At 69.2% G+C, this 23,442-nt stretch carries 20 protein-coding genes; 12 read left to right on the top strand and 8 right to left on the bottom strand.

Going from position 1 to position 23,442, the window contains the following annotated elements; translation table 11 throughout:
• Positions 1-72 precede the first annotated feature (72 nt).
• The 12 genes from gspG (N2652_01565) to gspG (N2652_01510) all read left to right on the top strand — a co-directional run bounded on the left by gspG (N2652_01565) (position 73) and on the right by gspG (N2652_01510) (position 14,977).
• The gene (gspG, locus tag N2652_01565; GenBank protein ID MCX7817891.1) at positions 73-510 is read left to right on the top strand and encodes a type II secretion system major pseudopilin GspG; all 438 of its coding nucleotides are present in this window, start codon (positions 73-75) and stop codon (positions 508-510) included.
• Between the two features lie 4 nt (positions 511-514).
• Positions 515-1,105, top strand: coding sequence for a prepilin-type N-terminal cleavage/methylation domain-containing protein (locus N2652_01560; GenBank protein MCX7817890.1), 591 nt, complete (start codon positions 515-517; stop codon positions 1,103-1,105).
• Complete coding sequence (locus N2652_01555; protein MCX7817889.1) at positions 1,102-1,998, top strand: type II secretion system GspH family protein; 897 nt, start codon at positions 1,102-1,104, stop codon at positions 1,996-1,998. Before N2652_01560 ends, N2652_01555 begins: the two co-directional genes overlap by 4 nt.
• Positions 1,967-2,665, top strand: coding sequence for a prepilin-type N-terminal cleavage/methylation domain-containing protein (locus N2652_01550; protein ID MCX7817888.1), 699 nt, complete (start codon positions 1,967-1,969; stop codon positions 2,663-2,665). The genes N2652_01555 and N2652_01550 overlap by 32 nt, the downstream gene beginning before the upstream one ends.
• The gene (locus tag N2652_01545) at positions 2,662-3,672 is read left to right on the top strand and encodes a general secretion pathway protein GspK (GenBank protein ID MCX7817887.1); all 1,011 of its coding nucleotides are present in this window, start codon (positions 2,662-2,664) and stop codon (positions 3,670-3,672) included. The genes N2652_01550 and N2652_01545 overlap by 4 nt, the downstream gene beginning before the upstream one ends.
• Before the next feature lie 13 nt (positions 3,673-3,685).
• Positions 3,686-5,098: a PilN domain-containing protein gene (locus N2652_01540; protein ID MCX7817886.1), complete on the top strand. Its 1,413-nt coding sequence runs from the start codon at positions 3,686-3,688 to the stop codon at positions 5,096-5,098.
• Positions 5,095-5,664: a type II secretion system protein GspM gene (gene gspM, locus N2652_01535; GenBank protein MCX7817885.1), complete on the top strand. Its 570-nt coding sequence runs from the start codon at positions 5,095-5,097 to the stop codon at positions 5,662-5,664. The genes N2652_01540 and gspM overlap by 4 nt, the downstream gene beginning before the upstream one ends.
• Positions 5,665-5,705: 41 nt before the next feature.
• A complete protein-coding gene (gene gspD / locus N2652_01530; protein ID MCX7817884.1) occupies positions 5,706-8,339 on the top strand; it encodes a type II secretion system secretin GspD in 2,634 nt (877 codons plus the stop codon).
• Positions 8,340-8,514: 175 nt separating this feature from the next.
• Entirely contained in the window at positions 8,515-9,588 is a 1,074-nt protein-coding gene (locus tag N2652_01525) for a galactose mutarotase (GenBank protein ID MCX7817883.1), read from the top strand.
• Between the two features lie 328 nt (positions 9,589-9,916).
• The gene (gene lptD / locus N2652_01520; GenBank protein MCX7817882.1) at positions 9,917-12,226 is read left to right on the top strand and encodes an LPS assembly protein LptD; all 2,310 of its coding nucleotides are present in this window, start codon (positions 9,917-9,919) and stop codon (positions 12,224-12,226) included.
• A gap of 13 nt (positions 12,227-12,239) precedes the next feature.
• Positions 12,240-14,528: a DNA polymerase II gene (locus N2652_01515; protein MCX7817881.1), complete on the top strand. Its 2,289-nt coding sequence runs from the start codon at positions 12,240-12,242 to the stop codon at positions 14,526-14,528.
• On the top strand, positions 14,525-14,977 hold the full coding sequence (gene gspG, locus N2652_01510; protein ID MCX7817880.1) for a type II secretion system major pseudopilin GspG: 453 nt from the start codon (positions 14,525-14,527) through the stop codon (positions 14,975-14,977). The genes N2652_01515 and gspG (N2652_01510) overlap by 4 nt, the downstream gene beginning before the upstream one ends.
• A 20-nt stretch (positions 14,978-14,997) precedes the next feature.
• On the opposite strand, the gene N2652_01505 is transcribed toward gspG (N2652_01510), so the two are convergent.
• From N2652_01505 to N2652_01470, 8 genes are all read right to left on the bottom strand, one after another.
• Positions 14,998-15,717, bottom strand: coding sequence for a class II aldolase/adducin family protein (locus tag N2652_01505; protein ID MCX7817879.1), 720 nt, complete (start codon positions 15,715-15,717; stop codon positions 14,998-15,000).
• 230 nt (positions 15,718-15,947) lie between these two features.
• A complete protein-coding gene (locus N2652_01500; protein ID MCX7817878.1) occupies positions 15,948-17,231 on the bottom strand; it encodes an MFS transporter in 1,284 nt (427 codons plus the stop codon).
• Complete coding sequence (locus N2652_01495) at positions 17,228-18,223, bottom strand: N-acetylglucosamine-6-phosphate deacetylase (GenBank protein ID MCX7817877.1); 996 nt, start codon at positions 18,221-18,223, stop codon at positions 17,228-17,230. The genes N2652_01500 and N2652_01495 overlap by 4 nt, the downstream gene beginning before the upstream one ends.
• Before the next feature lie 3 nt (positions 18,224-18,226).
• Positions 18,227-18,982 carry a glucosamine-6-phosphate deaminase gene (locus N2652_01490; GenBank protein ID MCX7817876.1) on the bottom strand — a complete coding sequence of 252 codons (756 nt, stop codon included), beginning with the start codon at positions 18,980-18,982 and terminating at the stop codon, positions 18,227-18,229.
• 53 nt (positions 18,983-19,035) lie between these two features.
• The gene (locus N2652_01485) at positions 19,036-20,043 is read right to left on the bottom strand and encodes a serine acetyltransferase (GenBank protein ID MCX7817875.1); all 1,008 of its coding nucleotides are present in this window, start codon (positions 20,041-20,043) and stop codon (positions 19,036-19,038) included.
• A gap of 22 nt (positions 20,044-20,065) precedes the next feature.
• Positions 20,066-20,737, bottom strand: a complete 672-nt coding sequence (locus tag N2652_01480; protein ID MCX7817874.1) for an NAD(P)H-dependent oxidoreductase — start codon at positions 20,735-20,737, stop codon at positions 20,066-20,068.
• A 45-nt stretch (positions 20,738-20,782) separates the two neighbouring features.
• Positions 20,783-21,979 (bottom strand): serine/threonine protein kinase, encoded by a 1,197-nt coding sequence (locus tag N2652_01475; GenBank protein MCX7817873.1) that lies wholly within the window; start codon positions 21,977-21,979, stop codon positions 20,783-20,785.
• A gap of 46 nt (positions 21,980-22,025) precedes the next feature.
• Positions 22,026-23,438, bottom strand: a complete 1,413-nt coding sequence (locus tag N2652_01470) for a DUF4832 domain-containing protein (protein MCX7817872.1) — start codon at positions 23,436-23,438, stop codon at positions 22,026-22,028.
• Positions 23,439-23,442: the final 4 nt, after the last annotated feature.

Here is a 23,442-nt window from a genome sequence, read left to right as displayed (position 1 = left end):
CGGGCCGCGCCGCCCTGTTCCCTGGCTGGAAAACGCGGTAGACTGCGTTGCAGAGGCCATGGAGACGAGCGCATGAAGGCGAATCACAGGCCGAATCGCCGCCGGAAGAGCGGCTTCACGCTGATTGAAATCCTGCTGGTCGTGGTGATCATCGGGATTCTCGCGGGCATCGCTCTGCCGAAGCTGAGCGGACACACCCGGCGTGCGGAGATCACGCGTGCGCGGGCGGAGATCGAGAACATCGGCACCGCGCTGGCGCAGTACGAAATGGACATGGGGGAATTTCCGCGCTCGCTGCAGGAGCTGGTCACCTCACCCGGCAGCGATCGTTGGAACGGGCCCTACCTGACCAAGGGACTGCCGAACGACCCGTGGCGCCGGCCGTATGTGTACGTGTACCCCGGTCAGCGGAATCCGCGCAGCTACGACCTCTACTCGCTGGGGCCGGACGGAGTCGAAAGCGCGGATGATATTGGCAACTGGGTTTCGGACACGGCGACGTCGCCCTGATCGCGTGCGGCCGGCGAGCGGCTTCACGCTGATTGAGCTGCTGATGGTCGTCGTGCTGGCGTTGCTGTCGCTCTCGCTGGCGATTCCCGCGTTCTCCGCGGCCTCCCGCTCGAACCGGTTGCGCACCGCGGCGCGCACGATCGTGGCCGCGCACCGGTATGCGCGCGGCATGGCGGTGCTGCAGCAGGCGGACATGGTGTTGCTGCTCGACGAACGTTCGGGTCGCATCCAGGTGGTCCGCGTGCAGTCCTCCGATGCATCGACGAATACCGACGCGGAGGCGCTCTCTCCATCGAACTCCGGCGCCCATCGAGAGGCCGCCTTCTATCTGAGCGGTGCGGCGGCCTCCTCGCTCTCTACGCCAACGAACGCACTTGCCGCCGAGCTGGACCGCTATTTGCCGGATGGCATTCGGTTGTCTAGGGTGGATGCGGACCCGCTCCAACGGCACGAGACGACCTGGTGGGTCGACTATCTCCCCAACGGCATGTGCGACCCCTTTGCGGTGGAACTGAGCGACGATCGCGGTCACCGCGCAACGATCGAGGTGAACGGCCTCACCGGGCGCGCGCAGATCGTGGAGGGGCCTCGATGACCGTGCGGTGGGGAGTTCGTCGGGGCGGGCGCAGCCGCAGATCGCGCAGGGGGCTGACGCTGATCGAGACGTTGCTGGCGATCGCCATCCTCGGCATTGCGCTGTCAGTGCTGGTGGCGGCGGCGGGACAGGCGCTGGGCGTGGTCCGAAGGGCGCGGAACCTTGCGACTGCGCGCCACCTGCTGGACATCGTCGAGCTGGAAAATCCGATTCTGGACCTTGCCGAGGCGGCCGGGACGGTCGAGAGCGGCGGTTTTGATCCGCCGTACGACGCCTACACGTGGGAACGTTCGGTCGAGCCAATGCTGGATCTGATGGGGGAGGAAACGGACTACTACGTGATCCGCACCCGGCTGCGATGGAGCGAGCGCGGGCGGGAGTCCTATGAGGAAGTGGTCACCGGCGCCTATGCGCCAACTGAGACCGCCGGCGTCGCACCGGACGCGGAGGCGATGGACGCCGAAACGGGAGGCGCCGACGGGGCGGTGGGTGGTGGCTTGCGGGCGCCGGCGCCGGTGGGCGGGCGTGGCCGGCGCGACGGCCGCGACCCGCGAAACGGGGCCGCCGGTCCGGGTGAGCCACCCGCGCAGCCTGGTGTGCCTGGCGGAGGGGGTCCGCGGGCCGCAGAGCGCATGCCGCGCGCGGTTCGGGATTTTCTGCGAGAGGCGTTCGGGCGCGGCGCGGAGCGGCGCGGTGGCGCGCCGGTGCGGCCGCCGCCGGGTTCGGGCCGCGCTGGTGCGGGTCGGGCGTTCACCGCTGGCCGCGAGCCCGTTGGCGGCGCGGCCGCGGGAGGCGAAGTCGCTACGCCGCGCACGCCGCGTACGCCGCGCTGGCTTCCTCCCCCATCTCCTGGAGGTTTCGATGGTGGTCCACCGCCGCCGCCGGGCTTTTGAGAAGGCCGGGTTCACTCTGCTGGAGATGCTGATCGCGCTGGCGATCTTCGCCGCTGCGTTCGCGATCGCGGGGGCGGCGTTTCTCGGCACCTCGCGGGCGTGGCGTCGCGGCACGGACGCGTTGGAGGGTCTGCACGAGGGGGAGTTCCTCATGGACCAGCTCGTCGCCGCGCTGCGTTCCGCGGCCTGGTTCCGTACGGCGAGTGGACGTTACGGTTTCCGGCTCGAAAACGGCGAGGATACGTATCCGGCCGACACCATCTCGTGGGTCGCCTCGGGCACCGCGCTGATGCCGCCCGACTCTCCGTATCGGCGGGGGCTCCACCGATTGAGCGTGTCGGTTGAGGACGGGCCCGACGGCGTGCCCGCGCTGGCTGTGCGCGCATGGCCGCCGTTTCTCGACGAGGACGAGATGGAGGAGCCCGAGCCCTGGTTTCTTGGCGCCGGCGTGCGGGGGCTCGACTGCCGGATCTGGGATGCGGAGCGAGAGGAGTGGAGCGACGTCTGGGAGGCGACCAACCGGCTACCGACCCGCGTCGAGCTCACGCTGCTCTTTGAACCGCCAGCGCCGGGCGACGAACCGGTGAGGCTGCGTCGGCTGGTGGATATCCCCGTCGCGGCCTATGCGACGACGGCGGTGTCTCGCACCGAGGTGCGCCGACGATGAACAGACGTGCTGCCGGCTCGTGCCGCGGCGGGGCGCTGATCGTTGCGCTCTGGGTCGTGGTGATTCTCTCCATGCTGGTCGGCACGCTGGCATTCGAAATGCGCATCGAGGCGGGCATCACCTCGCACTACCGCAAGCGCGCGAAGGCGGCCGCGCTCGCGCGTGCCGGCGCCGAGTATGCGCGGATGCTGCTACTGAAGTCGCGACGGGTGGACCCCACCGCCGAGGAATCGCTCGACGAGGACCCGGTGTATCTGAACTCGATGTTGCTGGCGCGCGGCGTCGGCGTCAGCGGCCTCGAACACGAGATGGGCGAGGGCCGTTTTCGGCTGGACATCCTGCCCGAGGGAGGCCGCCGCAACGTGAACCGGCTGCAGCCGCTCGAGTGGCGGGAGCTGCTCCGACAGGCGCAGGTGCCGGAGGACCTGTGGGAGGAACTGATCGCGTGCGCGGGTGACTGGATCGATGCGGACGACAACGCGAAACCGAACGGCGCCGAGAGCGATGATCCGTTCTATCGGGACCGCGGCTACCGGGTGAAAAACGGGCCGATCGACACGATTGACGAGCTGCTGCTCGTGAAGGGCTTCACCGAGGAGATTCTGTTTGGCGGTGCGGGACCGGACGGCGAGCCGATGCTCGGCATTGCGCAGTGGCTGACCACTTGGGGTGATGGTCGCATCAACGCGAACACCGCGTCGTTCGAGGTGCTGATGACGATCCCCGGGATTGCCGAGTGGGAGGCGGATGCTATCATCGAGGGGCGGGCGGGTCTGGACGGCGTCACCGGCACGCGGGACGACGGGTACGGCTCCGTGGATGAACTGCTGGCGCGCACCGGCATCAACCCGGCGCTGCGCGCCTACTTCAGCGTGCGGGACGTGCGGTTTGTGCGCGTCATTTCGCGCGGCGAGGTGCAGGGCGTGCGGTACGGCGTGTGGGCGGTTTTCCAGGTGGAAGGCGGTCGGGTGCATACCGTGTTCTGGCGGGAAGAAGTGATGCCGTGACGGGGTCGAACGGATGAACCGCTCGTGGGGCCGATGGTGGCCGGAGGTGGCGGCAGTTCGGACTGTCACCGCGGTGCGCCGGACCGCCGACTCGCTGGTGTGGACCCAGATCCGCCTGCGTCGCGACGGGCGCGCGGTCGCGCCGGAAACCCGTGCGCTGCCGCTGCCGCCGCTCGACCCCGACGCGTCGGCGGAGGTGGCCGCCGCGGCGTTGCGCCCCGCGCTGGAACAACTTCACGGTGAACTCTCGCTGCTGCTGCCAGCCGACCGCGCGCTGATGCGCGTGCTGGAGCTTCCCAGCGAGGATCCCGCCGAACTGGCCGACATGGCGGCGCTCCAGCTCGACCGCATCTCGCCGTTTCCGGTGGAGCATTTGGTCATCGGCCATGAGGTCTTTGCGAGCGGCGCCGGTCGCAGCCGTGTACTGGTCGCGGCGATGCCGCGCGAGCTGGTGGAACGCGAGGCGGCGCTGTTCCGCGCGGTCGGGCGAGACGTGCGCCGCGTGGATCTTGACGTGCTAGCCTGGTGGCACCATCTGGCGGCGGTGTCCGGCGCCGAGGACGGCGGGCTGCGGGTGCATCTGCGGATCGAGGCGGCGACCGCGCGCGTGCTGGCCGTGCGCGCCGGCCGTCCGCTCATCGTGCGCGCGCTGGCCGCCGGCGGGGACGCGCCGGAGGAACTCGAGCACGAGCTCGAACTCACGTTTGCGGCGCTGGAGACGGAGTGGGGAGTGGCCCCGGAGGGGGAGCTGATCGTCTGGTTTGACGGTGAGCCGGACGCGTCGCTCACCTCACGGCTGGCGGCGGTCTGCGGCCTGCCGGCGACCGCCACCCGCCTCGAGGAGCTGCCACCGCTGACGGAGGGCGCCGCGCAGCGGGCGCTGGCGGATCCCGCCCGTACGTTGAACCTCGCCCCGCCGGAGTGGGAGGAGGTGCGGCGCCACCGCAGCCGTACCCGCCGCTTTGCTGCGGCGGCCGGCGTATGCCTGGGGCTGTGGTTGCTGCTGGTGGTGGGGTTTCTGGTCGCGCTCTACGTGCGCGAGGCGTCGGTCGCCCGGCTGGCGCGGTTCGTCGAGGTGCTCGAAAAGCCTGCCGCGGAGGTGCGCGCGGTTCAGGCCCGCATCCGATCGCTGGAGGAGTACGGCGACCGAACCCGGTCCGCGCTGGAAATCCTGCGGCAGATCAGCGCCGATCTGCCGCCCGGCCTCACGCTCACGTCGTTCTCGTTCCGAAAGGGCCGTAGCGTGAACCTGCGCGGTGAGGCGGAGGCGGTGAACGCGGTGTACGACTTTTTCGCGGCGCTGGAGCGTAGCGGTTTGTTCCGCGAGGTGAAACCGGAAGGAGTGACGTCCCGTCCGTCCGCGGGGCGCGCGAAGTCCGAGTTCCGGGTCACCGCGGTGCTGCCGGGGGAGGAGACGCCCGGATGATCCGGCTCAACCCGCGCGAGGCGGTACTGGCGCTGATCACGCTGGCGATCGGACTGGCCGCGCTGACCTGGTGGGGCGGCGCCAGCCGACTGGCGCGGTGGGCGGAGCTGGGACGCACCGCGGAAACGCTCGAGCAGCGACGGCAGGTCGCGGAACGTCTGGTGCGCCGGCGCGCGGAGGTCGAGGGGCGGCTCGACGAGCTGCTTCGCGCGCTGCCGCGCTACCCCGCCGACCGGGACGTCACCGCGGATCTGCTGAAACTCGTGGAAACGACCGCGGCCGAACACGGTCTGCGGCTCACCCGGCGCGAGCCCGAGCGCGAGCGCGCGGCGGGCGAGCTGTACGAAGTGGCCATCAACTGCAACTGGGAGGGCACGCTCGAGGCGCTGACGCGCTTCCTCTTCGCGATCCAGACACAGGGTGCGGTGCTCGACGTGCGGCAACTGAACGTGACCTCGCCGAAAGGTACCGGTTCGGCGCTGGCCGGCACCTTCTCCATCGCCTGTGCGTACACGCGCTCACGTCCGGCCGCCGCCGCCAGTTCCGGAGGCGCGCGCCCGAAATGAACTCGAACCGGCCCTCGTTATTTGGAGGTCCCTCGTCCACCATGAACGGCTGGATTCAACGCTCGATGCTGGCCGGCGCGCTGCTGACCGTCGCAGCGCTGCTGACGTTGCGACTGCTTGCGCAGACCGACGCCCCCCCGGCCCCGACCAACCCCCCGCCCGCGGATCTGCCCCGCCCGCTGCTCACGCCCGCTTCACCGCCGCGCCTCTCACCGCCCGCTGCCGAACCGGCCGCCGCCACCGCCGCCGAAATGCCCGCGCCGCCCGAGCAGGCCGCCGAACCGGTCGCGCCGACCTCGATGCCCACGCTGCCGGTGCCCGCCGCCGCACCGGCTGCCGCGGACACGAACGCGCCGCAGCGCCTGATCTCGCTCAGCTTCCAGGACGCGCCGGTGGACCAGATCCTCGCGCTCTACAGCGAGCTGACCGGCCGCACGATGATCAAGGCGCCGGGCGTGCAGGCGAACATCACAATCCGCTCCCACTCGAAGCTCACCGAGGAGGAGGTGCGGCAGGCGATCGAAGCGGTGCTGGCGCTGAACAACATCTCCTTTGTGCCGCTCGGCGAGAAGTTCTACAAGGTTGTTCAGCCCCCCGCCGCCCGGCAGGAGGGCATGCCGATCCGCTTCCCCACCAACGCGGCGCCCCGCGAGGGTGATTTCATGGTCAGCCAGATCGTGGAGTTGAAGCATGCCGAGATCAGCGAGGTGATGACGCTTCTGCAGACGATTCTGCACGCGCACGGAAAGGTGCAGCCGCTCGAGCGCGCGAACGCGATCATGATCACCGACAGCGAGAGCAACGTCGCGCGCGCGCTGGAACTGATCGCGTTTCTCGACCGCCCTGCCGAGACGAAGGTCGAAACCCGCATCTACGAGCTGCGTGAGGCCGCCGCCGCAGACGTCGCACAGCGGCTCAATGAGCTCATCAGCGACACCTCGCAGCAGCGGCGCCCCACCGTCACGATCGTACAGCCCGCGCAACCTACGCCCCCCGGCGTAATCCGGCCGCCGTCCGCCGGCACCACCGCGGTGCGCACCGACCTCAGCCTCGCGGAACGGGGGATCGTCGTCGGACAAGTGAAAATCGTCCCCGACGAGCGCACGAACGTGTTGATCATCATTTCCGACCCCGCGAACTTTCCGTTCTTTGACAATATGATCGCGGTGCTTGACCGGGCGGTGGAGCCGGAAACGCTCGTGAAGGTCTACGCGCTGGAGTACGCGGCCGCCGACGAGATCGCGGACCTGCTGAGCGCGCTGATTGGCAGCACCACCAGCCTCCGGCGTCGGACCACCACCGGCGCGACCGGGACGCGCACCGGCACCACCGGCACGCGCACCACCGCCGGCGGCTCCACTACGCAGGAGTCGCGCAGCCAGACGATCCGGGAGTTCATCCAGAGTCAGATCTCCCGCACGCCGACGCCCGCCTCCGGTGCGGCCGGGGGCCCTGAGGGCGAGGGGGTCGGCGAGCTCTCCAGCGAAACCCGAATCCTACCGGACCTGCGCAGCAACTCGATCCTGCTGATGGGCCGCCGCACCGACCTCACCGTGCTGGAGGAAGTGATCCGCGAGCTCGACGTGATGCTCGCGCAGGTGGTGATCGAAGCGGTCATCATCGAGGTATCGCTGAGCGACGAGACCACCACCGGTCTCGACTGGTTGCAGCGTTCCCTTCAGGCCTATAGCACGAGCCGGCTCGGCCCCGGGGGCGGGATTGTGCTGCGCGAGCCGGTGATGTCGTGGGGCGGCGGGTTCCTGAGCGGCGCGACCGCGGCGTTCCGCAGCGGCGCGGAGGTCGGGCGCGACGTGCCGCTGTCCGCCGGGGCGCTGACCTACTATCTCACCCTCGAGGGCGTGAACCTCGACGCGGTGATCCGTCTCGCCGCGAGGGATTCCCGCGCCCGCATCCTCTCGACTCCGATCATCCTGACCACCGACAACACCGAGGCCCGCATCGTCGCCGGCGAGGAGCGTCCGATCGTTACCGCGACCACCGTCACCGTCGGCGGCAACCAGACCTCCGCGTACGAATACAAGAACATCGGCATCGAGCTGACTGTGAAACCGCGCATCAACCCGCAGCGCGTGGTGGTGATGGAGGTCACCCAGACCGCGGACAACGTCGGTGACATCGTCGTGATTGACGGCAACGAGGTGCCGGTGGTGACGAAGCGCGAGCTGAAGGCGAACCTTGCGGTGGAGCACCGCTCCACCATCGTGATGGGCGGACTCGTCAGCCAAGCCGACCGCGACAGCAGCTCGAAAATCCCCGTGCTCGGCGACATCCCGCTGCTCGGCCGGCTGTTTCGCTCCGACTCCCGCACCAAGCAGCGCACCGAGCTGCTCGTGCTGTTGACGCCGTACGTCGTCCGCACGCCGCAGGAGGCCCGCGCGGAGACTCGCCGCATTCACGACGCGAGCAACGCGGACATGAGCCGCTGGTTCGAAAAAGGCTTTGGCGACAGCGACCTCGCGCGCGCAAAGCGCGCGGAGCTGCCGCCGCTGCGGCCCGACACAAAACTGCCGCCGCGGATTGAGCAGTTCTTGAAGGAGACCGAAACCAACGCGCTGCCGCCCCGCGGTGCGCGGACCATCGTCGTGCCGCAGACCGTGCAGCCGGCACGTCATTCCGCGCCGGCACCCTCCCGGCCGGCCGCGCCGGCGCGCTGAACCGGCTCGACGAATGCGGTCGCGCGTTCTATACGCCTTGCCGGAGATCCACGTGATGAGCCGCAGCTTTCCAATCACTGCGATGTCCGCGTTGCTGGGGCTCGCGGCGGGTTGTCGGACGCCGCTGCCGCCAGTCGAGCCGCCCGATGCGGGCGCGCCGCACGAGGAGACCGCAATGACCGTGACCAGTCAGCCGTGGGGGGAGGCGGACGGCCGCCGCGTTCAGTTGTTCACGCTCGACAACGGCCGTGGCCTGAAGATGCGGGTGACGAACTACGGCGGCATCATCGTCTCGCTCGAGGTCCCCGACCGGGACGGCCGCCCCGCCGACGTAGTGCTCGGATTCGACCGGCTCGCGGACTATCTGGCGGGCCACCCCTATTTTGGCGCGCTGATCGGCCGTTACGGTAATCGCATCGCAGGAGGCCGGTTTGTGCTCGACGGCGTCGAGTACCGGCTGGCGACCAACAATGCGCCCGGCGGCATTCCCTGCTCGCTGCACGGGGGGCTGCGCGGTTTCGACAAGGCCGTGTGGGAGGCCGAGCCGGTGCGCGAGCGGAACGCGGTCGGCCTGCGCCTGCGCCACACGAGCCGGGATGGCGACGAGGGGTATCCGGGTACCCTTCGCGTCACCGTGCACTACTGGCTGACCGCCGACCATGCATTGCGCATCACGTACGAGGCCATCACGGACAAGCCCACACCGGTGAACCTCACTCAGCACAGCTACTTCAACCTCGCCGGCCACGACGGCGGGCCCATTCTGGACCACGAACTGCAGATCCTCGCCGACCGGTTCACACCCATAGACGCGGGACTGATCCCCACCGGCGAGCTGCGACCGGTCGAGGGCACGCCGATGGACTTCCGCACGCCGACGCGGATCGGAGCGAGGATCAACCAGCCGGACGAGCAGCTGCGCTTCGGGGGCGGCTACGATCACAACTGGGTGATCAACGGTCCTGCCGGCACGCTGCGAAAGGCGGCCGTCGTCCACGAGCCGCGGAGTGGTCGCGTGATGGAGGTGTTCACGACCGAACCGGGCCTGCAGTTCTACAGCGGCAATTTCCTGGACGGCTCGAACGTCGGCAAGGGGGGGGTCGTGTACCAGCATCGCACCGGCTTCTGTCTGGAGACGCAGCACTTTCCGGACTCGCCGAACAAGCCGCAGTTTCCCTCAACGATCCTTCGGCCTGGCCAGACGCTGCGCAGCGAGACGGTGTACCGTTTCTCGGTGCGTCCGCGCTGAACGCGGCAGCGTGTTCATCGGAGGCCGGCGGCAACCGTGCATGGGCCGCGGTGAGCGCCGGCACATCCTTGCGGTCGACGCCCTCGGTCCGGCAGCCGACGGAACGACGGTCCGCAGTGCTGGCGGTACAGGTGCGGCATCCGTGCGCGGACAACCGGGCTAGGTGCGGCGGCGAGCGCGGAGTTCACCCCGACTTCGCAGCGCCCGGAGGGTCGCTGGGAGCGGTGCGCCTCATCGGAGGGTGGACCGCTTGGCCCTGTCCCCGCGCTGTGATAGCGTGCGGCGCATGGCGACCGCAGTCGATTGTGCCGTCCCGCGGCCGCGATGCGTGCCGCGCCGTGGAGCGCTCGCCGCGGCGCTGGTCGTCCTCCTCGGCAGCACCGCGACCGCACAGCGCATGCCGGAGCTCAACCCGGATGCGGGGCAGCCCTACGATGTGCGCGCCGGTCGGATGGAAGCGCGCGAGGGAGGCCGCCGCTTGGTCGCGGAGGGCGGCGTGCACATCCGGCAGGGGCGACAGCTGCTGGCCGCGGAGCGGGTCGAGATTGACCGCACGACGGACACCGTCATCGCCACCGGCCGCGTGGTGTTTGTGCGCTGGGACGGCACGGTCTGGAAGGGCGAGCGGCTCGTGTACAACTTCCGCACCGGTGAGGGGGACTTCGGCCGGTTCATGGTGTACCACCACCCTTATTATCTGTACGGGGAAAAGTTCCGAATGGTGACGGCCGACCTGATCGAACTGGAAGACGTCACGCTGACCACCTGCGAGGGCGACAATCGCGAGTTTCAGATTCGCGCGCCCCGCGCAACGCTGGAACAGAAACGTTACGCGACGCTGTATCACGCGACCGCCTGGCTGGGCCCGGTGCCGGTCGCCTACGTGCCGTATTACCGCCGCGATCTACAGGGCGAACCCGGCCGCTGGGACATCGTGCCCGGGTACAGCTCGCGGCTGGGCGCGTTTCTGATTGCGACCTACAACTACGGGCTGACCGACACCGGCAGTCTGCTGGGCCGCTCCTCCCTGCACCTGTACTCCGAACGCGGTGTGGGGGTGTCGCAGAATGTGCTGTGGCGCGATCCCCCGAACCGGAGCGCGGTCAGCCGGGGCAATCTGGAGGGCTTTTTCATCCAGGACCAGAAGCCCTTCCGTAACGCCCGCGAGGAGGAGGAGCGCCGCGACACGCTCACGGAGGACTCCCGCTACCGTGTGCGGTTGCGCCACCAGAGCCCCGCCGGTGAGCGCGGATCGCTCTTCGTACAGTCGACGTACATGAGCGATCCGTTCGTGGAAGAGGATTTCTTCCGGCGCGACTACCGCACCGCGGTGCAGCCCGAGAACCGCGCCTCATGGCTGTGGCGCGGCGACCGCTTTCTGTTCTCGGTGCTCGCGAGCGGCCGGCTGAACGATTTCTATGAGAGCGTGGACCGGCTGCCGGAACTCTCGCTGACGATTCCGGCGCTGCGGCTCGGAGAGCTGCCGCTCTACTACGAAAGCGTCACCGTCGGCTCGTCGCTGCGCCGAGTGTACCCGGAAATCGCCGAGCCGGAGAACTACGACGCGCTGCGGCTCGACACGCGGCACATGCTGTATCTGCCGCACCGCTACTTTGGGTTTCTGGCGTTCACGCCGCGGGCGGGCTGGCGCGGCACCTGGTACTCGACCACCTACGCCGACCCCGTGAGCACGACGAACATCGTCACGCGAAGCGACTCGAACGGCGTGCCGACGACGGTCCAGGAGGTGCTCACCACTCGGCGGGAGCTCGGCGCCGACTTCCGCTCGCTGCCAGAGCTGGGCGCGGAGATCTCGTTCAAGGCCTACAAGGTGCTCGACGAGGCGCCGAACGTGTTTGGCCGCGGGCTGCGGCATGTCGTCGAGCCGTACGCGCGGCACACGTGGATCCCGGTGCCCGACCTCATGCCCGAGCGGCTGCCGCAGTTCGACGCGGTGGACCGCCTCGCCGGCGGGCATACGCTCCAGTTCGGGCTGCGCAACAAGCTGCAGACGCGGCGCGGCTCGGTGCTCTACGTGGATCACTCCTACGAGCGGGCGGAGGCGGATCCACTGGCGCGCGAGGCGGAGGGAATGGACCAGACCGAGCTGCGGGAGCTGCCCGCCGCCGGCCACGCCACCGTCCACGATCTGGTGAACGCGGACGTCGGCACGCTGCTGCGGCTCGATCCGGAGGAGGACGAGGACCCGCTCGGCCCGCTGTATGCGAATGTCCGGCTCTGGCCCGCGCGAGGATTTCGCTTCGACTTCAAGGCGCTCGTGGACCTCTACGGCGAGGGGCTCACGCAGTTCGATGGTCAGCTGTCGCTGGCCTCCTCGCCCGAGTTCACGCTCACCGCCAACTACCTCTATCAGGCCGACCGGCGGGACCAGATGGCCGCGCAGCTGCGGCTGTTTCCGAAGGCCCGCTGGAGCCTGGGCCTCTACGCGCGGTATGATCTGGAGCAGAGCCGCATCGAGGAGCACTCCTATTTTGTGCAGCACCGGATGAACTGCATCGGGTGGGGAGTGGGCGTCCGCCACGAGCCGGGCGACGAAGGCCGCGAGGACGACTTCAGCGTGTGGGTGCAGCTCTGGTTGCTGGCGATGCCCTATTCCTCGGTGAGCCTGGGCGGCTGACGCGGGGGGTGGAATGGACGCGGGCGCATCGGCGCTACTGTTCGGCCGGCGGGCAGAACCGGGTCTGGTCGCGGCCGAGCATCTGCCGGGGAAGACCGCGGACCGCATGGTGCTGTTCTGGCGGCGGGGCGACCGCGTCGAGACCACGATGGAGCCGTTCCGGCCCTTCGTGTGGCTGGCCTCGCCGGAGACGCTCCGTGGCGGACCGACGCCGGCGGAGGTGGAACCGCTGGCGGGACCCGGCACGTTGCGGGCGCTTGCCCGGTTTCCAACCTGGGCCGCGCTCGAGACCGCGGTCCGCTGGTTGCACAAGACCACGAAACGATCGCCGACCGACCGGGAGGCGCCCTACGCGTTCGTGAACGATCCCGTGCAGCAGCACCTGATGGACAGCGGCCACACGATCGGTCACGGCCTGGACTATGACGGCCTGCGGCGAATGCAACTGGACATTGAGACCGCGACCGCGGAGGGCTACGAGTTTCCAAATCCGGACCGTGAAGAGGACCGGATCATTGCGATCGGCCTGGCCGACAACACCGGCTGGTGCGAGCTGATCCGCGGCGACGAGCTGGACGAGGCCGAGATGTTGGAGCGGTTCGCCGCGCGGGTGCGCGAGCGCGATCCCGACGTGATCGAGGGCCACAACATCTTCTCGTTCGATCTGGACTACCTGATCCGGCGCGCCGCGCGCCACGGGGTCCGGCTGCCGCTCGGCCGCGACGGCAGCCTGCCGTCGGTGCGCCCGGGCCGGTTCGTTGCGGCGGAGCGCGCCGCAAGCTATCCGCGCATCGACATCTTCGGGCGGACGGTGCTCGACACGTACTTTCTGGCTCAAATCTACGATGTCAGCCACCGCTCGCTGCCGGGGCTGGGACTGAAGGAAATCGCGCGGCATTTCGGGTTTGCCCGTGCCGGCCGGGAACACATCGAAGGGCCGGAGGTCGGCCGCGTGTTCCGCCGCGACCCGGAGCGCGTGCTGCGCTATCTGGCGGATGACCTTCAGGAGACCGCCGACCTCGCGATGCGGCTGGCGCCGGTGTATCTCGCGCAGGCACGGATGGTGCCCATGAGCCTGCAGAACATGTCGCTGCGCGGCACCGCGGCGAAGATTGACGCGCTGATGCTGCGCGAGTATCTGGCGCGACGTGCGGCGATCCCGCAGCCGCAGCCACCGCGACCGTTCGAGGGCGGCCTGACAGAGGTCTATGAGCGCGGCGTGGTCCGCGACGTGCACCACTGCGATGTGCGCTCGCTCTATCCCTCCTTGATGCTCGCCGACCGCATCCGTCCCGCCTCGGACCATCTCGACGTGTTCCTCGGGCTGCTGGAGCGTTTGCGCGAGGTGCGCCTCGCCGCGAAAGACCGGATGCGCTCGGCCGCGACGCCGCGCGCGCGCGCGTTCGAGGAGGCGATGCAAAGCTCGTTCAAGATCCTGATCAACTCGTTCTACGGCTATCTCGGATTCGAGGGCGCCCGCTTCAACGACTTTGATGCCGCGGAGCGCGTCGCCGCGCGCGGCCGCGAGCTGCTGCGCGCGATGGTCGCGGCGATCCGGGAGGGGGGCGGCCGTCCGGTGGAAATCGACACCGACGGCGTGTTCTTCGTGCCGCCGCCGGGCGACGCGGCCCAGTTGGAGCAGTTCCGCGCGCGGGTCCGCTCGGTGCTGCCGCCGGGCGTCGAGCTGGAGTTTGATTCGGTCTGGCCGGCGATGTTCAGCTATCGTGCAAAAAACTACGCGTTGCGCGGCGCGGACGGCGAGCTGCTGCTGACCGGCGCGGCGCTGCGGTCGCGCGGGCTGGAACCGTATCTGCGCGACTTCATTCGCGACTGGGTCGAGCACAAGCTGGACGGCCGCGACGCGGAGATTCCCGCGCTGGTGGACCGGTACCGGCGCGCGCTGATCCGGCACGAGTGGCCGCTGGAGCGCCTCGCGCGCACAGAGCGGCTCGGCGAGGCGCCGGAGACGTATGCCGCAAAGCGGGCGGCAGGGAGCCGCGCGCGCAGCGCCGCCGCGGAGCTGGCGCTGGCGTCGGGTCGGCCCTACCGTGCGGGCGACCAAGTCTCCTACTACGTCACCGGCACTCGCAAGAGCGTGCCGATCCACTCGAACGCGCGGCTGCTGGCAGACGCCCGCCCCGATCAGCGCGACGAAAACGTCGCGTACTATGTGGCGCGGCTGGAGGAACTGGTCGCCCGGCTCGAAGCCGCAGAGGGCGGCGAGACCGAGGAGGACGAGCCGTCGGACACCGGCGGTGCGCGTACGGCACGGCGCGACCGCCAGCGGGAGGCCACGGAATGAACGGCGATCCGAGGCCGCGGCGAGGCTGCCGCGGATTTACGTTGATTGAAGTGTTGGTGGTGCTCGCGATCCTGATGGGGCTGGCGACGATCGTCACTGTGAACGTGGTCGGCCGGCAGCGCAAGGCCCGCGTGGACACCGCGAAGATCCAGCTCGGCGAGCTGAAGAACGCGGTGATGCACTACCAGATCGAACAGGGGCGGCTGCCGACCATGGAGCAGGGGCTGGAGGCGCTGGTGCGCCGGCCAACCGTGCCGCCGATCCCTGAGAACTATCCGCCGGAGGGCTATCTCAGCCGCCGGCAGGTGCCGCGCGACCCTTGGGGCAACGAGTACGTTTACATCGTGCCGGGCCGCGACGGTGCACCGTTCGAGATTGTCAGTTACGGCGCGGACGGCCGGCCGGGCGGCACCGGCGATGCGGCCGACATTTCCTCCGCCGATTTCTGAGGCGCGGAGCGGCCCCCGGTTCAGGCGCCGAGGCGGTCTGCGCCAGGCGCGGAGGGTTTGCGCCGTGCGCGCAGGAAGTAGGTGGCGAGCCGCTCCCGCGGCATCGGGGCAACCTTCGGCTGCAGCAGCACGGTCCAGGCGGCGATCGTTGCAATCGTCTCGAGCGCGGCGGCGCAGCGAAGTGCCTCCGCGAGCGACCGACCCCAGCTGTAGGCACCGTGCGATTCGACCAGTGCGGCAGGCCGGGCCAGCGGGTCCACACCCTGCTCCGCAAACCAGCGCACGATCCCTGCGCCGATGCGCGTGTCTTCCGCGGTTCCATGCACGTTTTCGGCCGGCATCCGAATGAGGGGAATCGGCCCGTCGAACCATTCCGCGTGCGCGGTGCCGAACGCGGGGATTTCCCGGCCGGCCTGCGCCCACGCGGTGACGAACGGGGAACGAGTGCCCGCAATGCCGAGAACCTCGGGGATGTGGCGGTACAGGATCAGATGCACTGCGGCGTCCGCAGGTGGCGGGGTGTTTGCGGCGACGAGATGACCGTCTGCCAGCGACAGCACCGGCAGGTCGGCCGGCCGCAGCTGGGCGAGCGGAACGCCGGCGGGACGCACCACAAACACGCCCAACGTGCGGTCCGCGCAGCTCAGGCTCGACAGCTCCGCGACCGCCACGCCGTCCGCGAGGGTCGACCTCAGCGATTCGAACAGCGCCTCACGAAGGTCTGCGTACTCCAACGGCATCGCCGCACATCTCCGGACTGGACCCACGATGGTCGCCGCCCTCCCGGCCTCGAGCGCCGGTGCGCGGGCCGCGGACCCCGTGGGGCCAGAGCATACACAAAAAAACGAAGAGCGTCTCACCGCTGACCGCAGACCGGCGATGACCGGCGGGCGGCCGCCGCGGCCGGTCCAAGCGTTGGACGGCGCCGGCGGCGCGGTGTCCAAGGGTGGGACAGTTGGCGCGGATGCCCTCAGCGCGTCCGCGGCGGGGTGGGGGCCGGCGGCTCGCGGGGATGGCCGAGCCGCGGAATGGTCAGCATCACCACCAGCAGTCCGACCGCGTAGGCGCTACCGCAGACTGCGAAGAGCGGGCGATAGGACCATCGGTCCACCGCCACGCCGATGTGCAGCTGGGTGAGCACGCCGACCGCGGCGCCGAGCGCGCCGCCGAGGCCGGAGACGGTGCCGACCACGCGGCTCGGAAATGCCTCGGCGGGGAGCGTGATGTTGCCGTAGGCGCCGTGCCCGAACATGATCGCAAACATCACCGCGAGGGCGGCCGGTGCGCCACGGACGCGCGTCACCGCCAGACATAGCGCCGGCATGGCGATCGCGACCAGCGCCATCGTCGTCTTTCGTGCGCGGTTCACGCTCCATCCGCGCGCGGTGAGCCACCGCGGGAGTGCACCGCCAGCGGTGCTACCGAGCGCCATGCCGAGAAACGGCAGCCACGCGAAGGTGCCGACTTGTTTCAGATCGAAGCCGCGCTCGGCCTGAAAGTATTTGGGTGTCCAGAAGGCGAGGAAATAGGAGATCGGATCGGTGAGCACGCGCACCGCGACGCAGCCCCACGTTTCCGGCGCGCGCAGAAGCCAGCGCCAGGGGATGCGGCTGGCCGATGGGGCCGCGGGCGCGCCGTCGCGAATGCGCGCAAGCTCCTCCGGCGCAAGACGGGGGTGTTCCGAGGGCGCCCGGTACAGCCACAGCCACGCCGCAAGCCAAGGCAGACCGAGCGCGCCGACCCCAACGAACGCGGCGCGCCAGCCCCAGCGCAGCGCGAGCGCGGAGACCACCGGCATCGCGAGCGTCGAGCCCAGCGCGGTGCCCGCGTTGAAGAGGCCGACCGCCATCGCGCGCTCGCGCATCGGGAACCACTCGCTCACCGCCCGCACGCCGGCCGGAAAGTTCCCGGGCTGCGCGACGCCGAGCAGGAACCGCGCCACGCACAGATGTGCGAGCGACGCGGCCAAGCCGTGCCCGGCGGTCGCCAGCGACCAGGCCAGCACAAACAGCGCGAGGCTCCGCCGCACGCCGAGCAGGTCCACCAGCGTCCCCCCGAGCAGGTACATCACGCCGTAGCTGAGCAGAAACGAGGAGGTGATCCTTGCATAGTCCTCGTTCGAGAGCTCGAGCGCGCGCTGCACCGTCTGCGCGAGCGCGGAGAGTGCCTGACGGTCGAGATAGTTCAACGTCGTGGACAGCACCAACAGCGCCGCAATCCACCAGCGCAGCCCGCGAATCGGCGGCCGGCTCACTGCGCAGTCTCCGGCTCGACGCGCAGCACCTCGAGGCGCCCGGTGCCGGGCGTCCATCGCGCGGTGACGCGGCCGCGAGGCACCTGCCCGATAGCGGCGGCCGGCTGCTGCGCGGCCAGCGGCCACAGCTCCGGCACCGTATGGCCGGTATAGCGGGCGGCGAGCGCCAGCGCGCGGTCCAGCGTCAGTGCGGAGCCGGCCAGCGAGCTGCCGTCTGCGAGGGTCACGCGGCCGTCCGGCGTGCGGACGATTTCGATCGCGCCGATCGTGTAGCGGCCGGGGGGCGCGCCGGCCGCCGCGGTCGCGTCGGTGACGAGGATCGAGCGGGCGAGGCCTTTTGCGCGGATCATCGCCTTCACGGTCTCCGGTGGCAGGTGGTGGCCGTCCACGATGAAGCAGGCGGAGAGCTCGTCGCTGGCCAGCTGGGCCCAGATGAGATTCGGGTGACGGGGCAACAGCAGCGCCACGCCGTTGCCGAGGTGAGTGGAGAGGGTGGCGCCGGCGCGTACCGCGTCGGCGATCTGCCCGGGCGTTGCTGCGGAGTGGCCGATCGCGACCCGCACGCCCATGCTGACGAGCGCCTCGGTCAGGCGCAGCGCGCCGGGCAGCTCCGGCGCGAGCGTGACAAGGCGAATTCGGCCATCCGCCGCCTCCTGCCGACGGAGGAAGTCGCCGAGCAGCGGCGGCATGGTCGCGTCGCGCCGGTGCGCACCGCGGGGCCCGTCGGCAGGATTGATGTAGGGACCCTCCATGTGGAGACCGGCGATCGCGGGATCGCGAACCGACAGAATCGTCTTCGCCGCGCGTGCGAACTGTTCGAGCGGGGAGGTGATCACCGTCGGCAGGCAGAGCGTGACGCCGGTCGCGCGCATCGCGGCGAGCGCGTGGTGCACCTGTTCCGGCGTGAGGTCGGGATGGTTGAAGTCCACGCCCGCAAAACCGTTCACCTGCAGATCACACCAGCCGGGGCCGGAGAGCAGCATGGTGGCCACCGTTCAGCGGTCCACGATCGGCGTAGTCCGCAGCAGGCTGGCCGAATCGCGGTCGAGGAAAAGCTCGACGTCCGGATGCAGCCGCAACGCGGAGGCGGGTGCCATCGGGCTGATCGGACCTTCCAGACACTTGGCGACTGCGTCGGCTTTGCGGAGGTCGGGCACGATGCAGAGGATCGTTCGCGACTTCAGGATCTGCCGGATCGACATGGAGATCGCCTGTCGGGGCACCTCGTCGAGCGAGCGGTACCAACCTTCGCCGACTTGCTGGCGGCGGCACGCGTCATCGAGAGTGACGATCAGGTAGGGCTCCTCCGTGTCGAAGTCCGCGGGCGGATCATTGAAGGCGAGGTGACCGTTCTCGCCGATGCCGACGAACGCGACATCCACCGGCGCATCGTTCAGTCGGCGGCCAATCTCGCGGGCGACCGCGGCGGGATCCGGCGCATCGCCGTCCAGCAGGTGATAGCGCTCAATACCGGCGGGCCGGATCAGTCGCTCGAGCAGGTACTTCCGAAAACTTGCCGGGTGGGTCGCCGGCAGACCGACGTATTCGTCGAGGTGGAACATCTCGACCCGTCGCCAGTCCACCGCCGGTTGCCGGACCAGCTCGCTGAGGAACTCAAACTGGGACGCGCCGGTGGCGGCGATGATCCGGGCACTTCCGCGGGCGGCGATCGCGCCGCGCATCAATTCCGCGGCCCGCTCGGCGGCCGCGCGGCCGAGCCCTGCCTTCGTCGCGAACCGCCAGATGTTCATCCCGTCCTCCTTTCACCGCTGCGCCGCGGGCCCCACGGGACGGCCGTCCGCCGCTAGATTTCGAAGTCCGGCGGCGGTGGCGTGCCGGTGTCTGTGTCCTCGGCGCTTTTGATGCGGATGTGGGCCTGTTCCATGGTGACGACGCTGTTGGGCGGAACGCTGTGGGTGAGGAACACGTTGCCGCCGATCACCGACCCTCGGCCGATCACGGTGCGACCACCGAGGATCGTCGCGTTTGCGTAAATCACCACGTCATCCTCGACGGTCGGATGGCGCTGGATGTGCTTGACGGGGTGGCCGTGCTCGTCGAGCGCGAAGCTGCGCGCGCCGAGGGTGACGCCCTGATAGATTTTCACGCGGTCGCCGATCACCGCCGTCTCTCCGATCACCACCCCGGTGGCGTGATCAATGAAGAATGAGCGGCCGATCCGTGCGCCGGGATGAATGTCCACGCCCGTTTGCGCGTGGGTCCACTCGCTCATGATCCGGGGGATCACCGGCACGTTGCGCCGGTACAGCTCGTGGGCGATCCGGTGCGAGGCGATCGCAAGGATGCCCGGATAGGCGAGCTGGATTTCCGCGTAAGTCAGCGCGGCCGGGTCCCCTTCGTAGGCGGCGCGCACATCGTCAATCAGCATCGCGCGGACGTCCGGCAGCGCCTCGATGAACTCCCGCAGAATGCGCACCGACTCGCCCCGGACGTCGGCGAGCGGCTCGACGGACTCGTCGCGGCCGGTGGCGCCGCGCCATCGGAACGGCAAGGCCTTTTCGATTTCGGGGCGGAGCGCGCGCCAAACAAGGGAGAGCCGGCGCATCAGGAACACGCCGATTTCGTCGCCTTGGATGTCGCTGGGAAAGACGCGGCCAGGAAACATCGCGTCGAGCAACACCCGCAGCCCTTCGATGACGCGGGTGGTGTCCGGGTAGTCGCGCAGCACGCTGTCGGGCCGGTCCTCGCCGGTGTCCGCGTACAGCGCGCGGAGGCGCGCGACCGAGGCGCACAGGCAGTGTTCGATCTGATCGCCGATGCAGGCTTCGAACGGATGGGGGCGCTCGCTCACGGCGATGCCGGCGCGCCGCGGCTCACGCGGGCGGTGCGGCGAGGCTTTCCTCGCCGATCTCCTCGGCGAGATCGGTGGCCGCCTCGATCGCCATCTGCCGGCGTTGTTCGTGGTCGCCGTGGACCAGTGGGGTCTGGCCGTCGGCCCAGGCGATCTGGATACGGTCCACGCCGATGAACGCGAACGCACTGCGGATCATCCGCGTCAACGCGTCACGGGGGTCGTCCTCTGCGTAGACGCCGCCGGAGGAGACCAGCAGCACCACCCGCTGCAGCTTGTGCCGGGGTTTGACCTGGAGTCCGCCGCCCTCCGCCAGCGCCAGATCAAAGGTACGGCCGGGGGACAGCACCATATCCAGCCACGCCTTCATGATCGCGGGCGGGCCAAAGTTCCACATCGGCATGGTCAGCACCAGCAGGTCGGCCTGATTGAACAGTTCGGCGTGCCGGTTCGCGTAGGCGGAGGCTTCCTGCTCCTTCTTCGTCAACTTATGTGTGGGCTCCATCGCTGCCAGCCAGATGCCTCGCCACGCCTCGTAGGAGAGGAACGGCGGCGGATCCTGGTAGAGGTCGACGTTGTTGACCTCCGCGTCCGGGTTCACCTCGATCAGCTTGCTGATGAAGGCGATCGAAAGCTGTTTGCTGGCCGATTCTTCGGGCGGCTTCGGGTTCGCACACACATGTAATACGTTCATTCAGTGTCCTCGAATTCCGTGCGTCGGTCTGGATGCAGACGGCCTTCAGGCCATCAGGCCCTCCGGACTGGCCGACCCGCTCGCGGCGGCCGGCTGGAGTTTGGCCATGTAGCTCTCCAGGTCCCGATAGTACTCGGAGTCTTGTCCCGCGATTGTAAGCTGCTTGTGAAGCAGTGCAAGCCCCATGGGGCCGGACTCGGCCTCGTCGCAGCGCTGGTAGCGTCGCGCCGGATCGGGATCGAGGAACTTGTGCATCACCGCCACGAAATCGCGGTTACGGCGCACGTGGGGCGGGAGCAGGTCGGCGAGGCGACGGGGTAGCTCGAGTTTGAACTGCAGCAACTGCGCCTCGTTCATGCGGCTATAGTCCACGAGGCTTTCGCCGCGCAGCAGCTCGAGACCGACCAGGCCGAGGCTGTAGATGTCAGACTGGATCTGGTAGCGCTCGCGGCGGTGCACCTCGGGGGCCATGTAGAGGGGGCTGCCCAGCAGCAGCGACGCCTTTTCGTTGATCACGTTCGCGCGGCCGTAGTCCACCAGTTTGATGTTGCCAAGCTGGTCGACCATGATGTTTGCGGGTTTCACGTCGCAGTGCACGAAGCCGGCGTCGTGCAGCGCCTCGAGGCCGCGCAACGCGGCGCGCATGATGTAGAGGGCCACGCCAGGCTGGATGCGGACCTTTCCTTCCTCGAAACGGAAGATCACGTCCGCGAACCGCTCCCATTCCTCCGGCGAGGATCGCGCGCGGGCGGCGTCGAAGTGGCGGCCGTACAGCAGGCGCTGCAGGTCGAGACCGTCGATGGCCTCCATCTGCACGTAGCCGATGCCGTTCTCCTCGTCGTACACGTCGCGGCCGACCAGATTGGGCGAATTGACGGTCTGCAGACGGGAGATCTGCGCCGCGATGCGGCCCATGTCGGTCCAGTACTGGCGGGGTGTCGCGTAGATGGAGGGGTCGAAGAGCTTGATTGCGTGGCGCGTCAGACAACCTCGCGCGCCGTGGCGGAGGCCGAGGAACACCACGCCCTGCCGCCCGCGGCCGAGCTCCCGGACGAACCGGTACGCGACCGGGTAGTAGATCGTGCGCGACGCGAGGATCGCGTTGTAGTTCTCGATGAGCTGCTCCATGCCGGCGGTCGGAGCGTCCGGCCGCGCGGTTTCGACGACCGTCTCGCGGAGCGCGGCGGCCCGGGCGACGTCCGTGCCGGCGGGGGAGCCATCCGTGGTCCAAATCTGGCCCATGCACTCAACTCTAGACGGACGGGACCGGTTTGGCAAAAAGGGCCGGTCAGCGGGGGGGCGGCGGAGGAGGGCAGGGGCCGAGCGTGAGCCAGCCGGGTCGGTCCGCATCCTGCGCCTGGTTTGCAAACCTGAGCGGCCGGCCGCCGGGCATGGGATGTGGGACCCGGAGTGCGGCGAACTGCACGCCGGCGGGAAGCGGCTGGTCAGTTTGAAAGCGGAACTGGCGAGCGTCTGGCTCGTCCGGCTGGATGCCGCGCAGCGTCCAGTCAGTGCGCCAGACCTTCAGGGGCTCTGCGGCATCGCTGAAGATACCGAGCTCGACGGGCCAGTCGGCGTACCATGGGGCGACGCCACGGTTGCGCACCGCGATGGCGACCTGCAGGCGGCCGGCGGCGTCGAGCGCGAGCGCCGCTCGCTCCACATGCAGTTCGTAGCCCAGCCGCCGTGCGCCTTCGATCGCCCGCGCCCGCTGTTGCGCGGTCAGCGGCCGCGCGATGCTCGAATCCATCAGCCACGTCGCATGGGTTTCCGCGACGCACTCGAAAAACTCCTGGCCGGGCGGCGTGCCTGGCGGCAGATCCCACACCTTCACCCAGACCTCGGGCCGGATTTCGCCGCCGATCGGATGGGTGCGCCAGCGCTCCAGCGCGGATGGCCCGGCGCGGCGGAGCCGGGCGAGGAAAAACCATTCGTCATCGCAGCGGCCGGTCTGCCGGGTCGCATAGGCGAAGGAATCGTCGTGGTAGCCGAAGGGCCGGTCGTGGTTGGGGGCATACTGGGGATCGTCGGCGCCGGCGGGATAACGCAGCAGGACCGGTACATGTCGGAAAGCCCGCTCGAAGGCGGCCATGAGCTCTGTTTGGACCTCCTTCGACGCCCAAAGGTCGCGCCGGGGATGGGTGTGCCACTCACCCCAGTGGCCGAGGAAGCCTGCGGTCAGATAGGCCACGCGAGGATCCTTGTCGTACCGGCGGCCCAGCGCGGCGACTGTGCTGGTGATCGCGGCCCGGATCCGGAGATCTGAGTAGTCGGGCGTCCACATCGTTCGCCCATCGGAGAACAAAGCGTTCGACCATACGTGCATCCGCGCGCCGGCGCGGAGGAGAAAATCCGGAACCCCGCTCGAGCGGCCGGGGTATTCGACCCACACGCGGAAGATGGCCTGGCAACGCCGCGAGGCCGCACCCTCCAGAAAACGTTCAATGGGCGTCCAGTCGAACTCGTCTGGCCCGCGGAGGATTTCGTTCAGGCCGAAGTATTGGAATTCGAGGCTGTGGGGGAAGTCCTGCGCGTGTCCGGCGTAGGGCACAAGGCCCTTCATCGGGTTGTCCGGTGGTGCCGGCGCATAGGGGAGCGTCACCCATTCCGCTGAAGCGGCGGTATGCACCGCGACCGCGATCAGAAGCGCGATATCCGGTGGCACCACCTTTGGCGGACGATGCGAGCGGAAAAGACACATCGGC

Source organism: Kiritimatiellia bacterium (assembly GCA_026417735.1).
GTDB lineage: Bacteria > Verrucomicrobiota > Kiritimatiellia > PWTM01 > PWTM01 > CAACVY01.
Note: the sequence above shows the minus strand (reverse complement) of the source record. Positions and strands in the feature narration are given on the sequence as shown.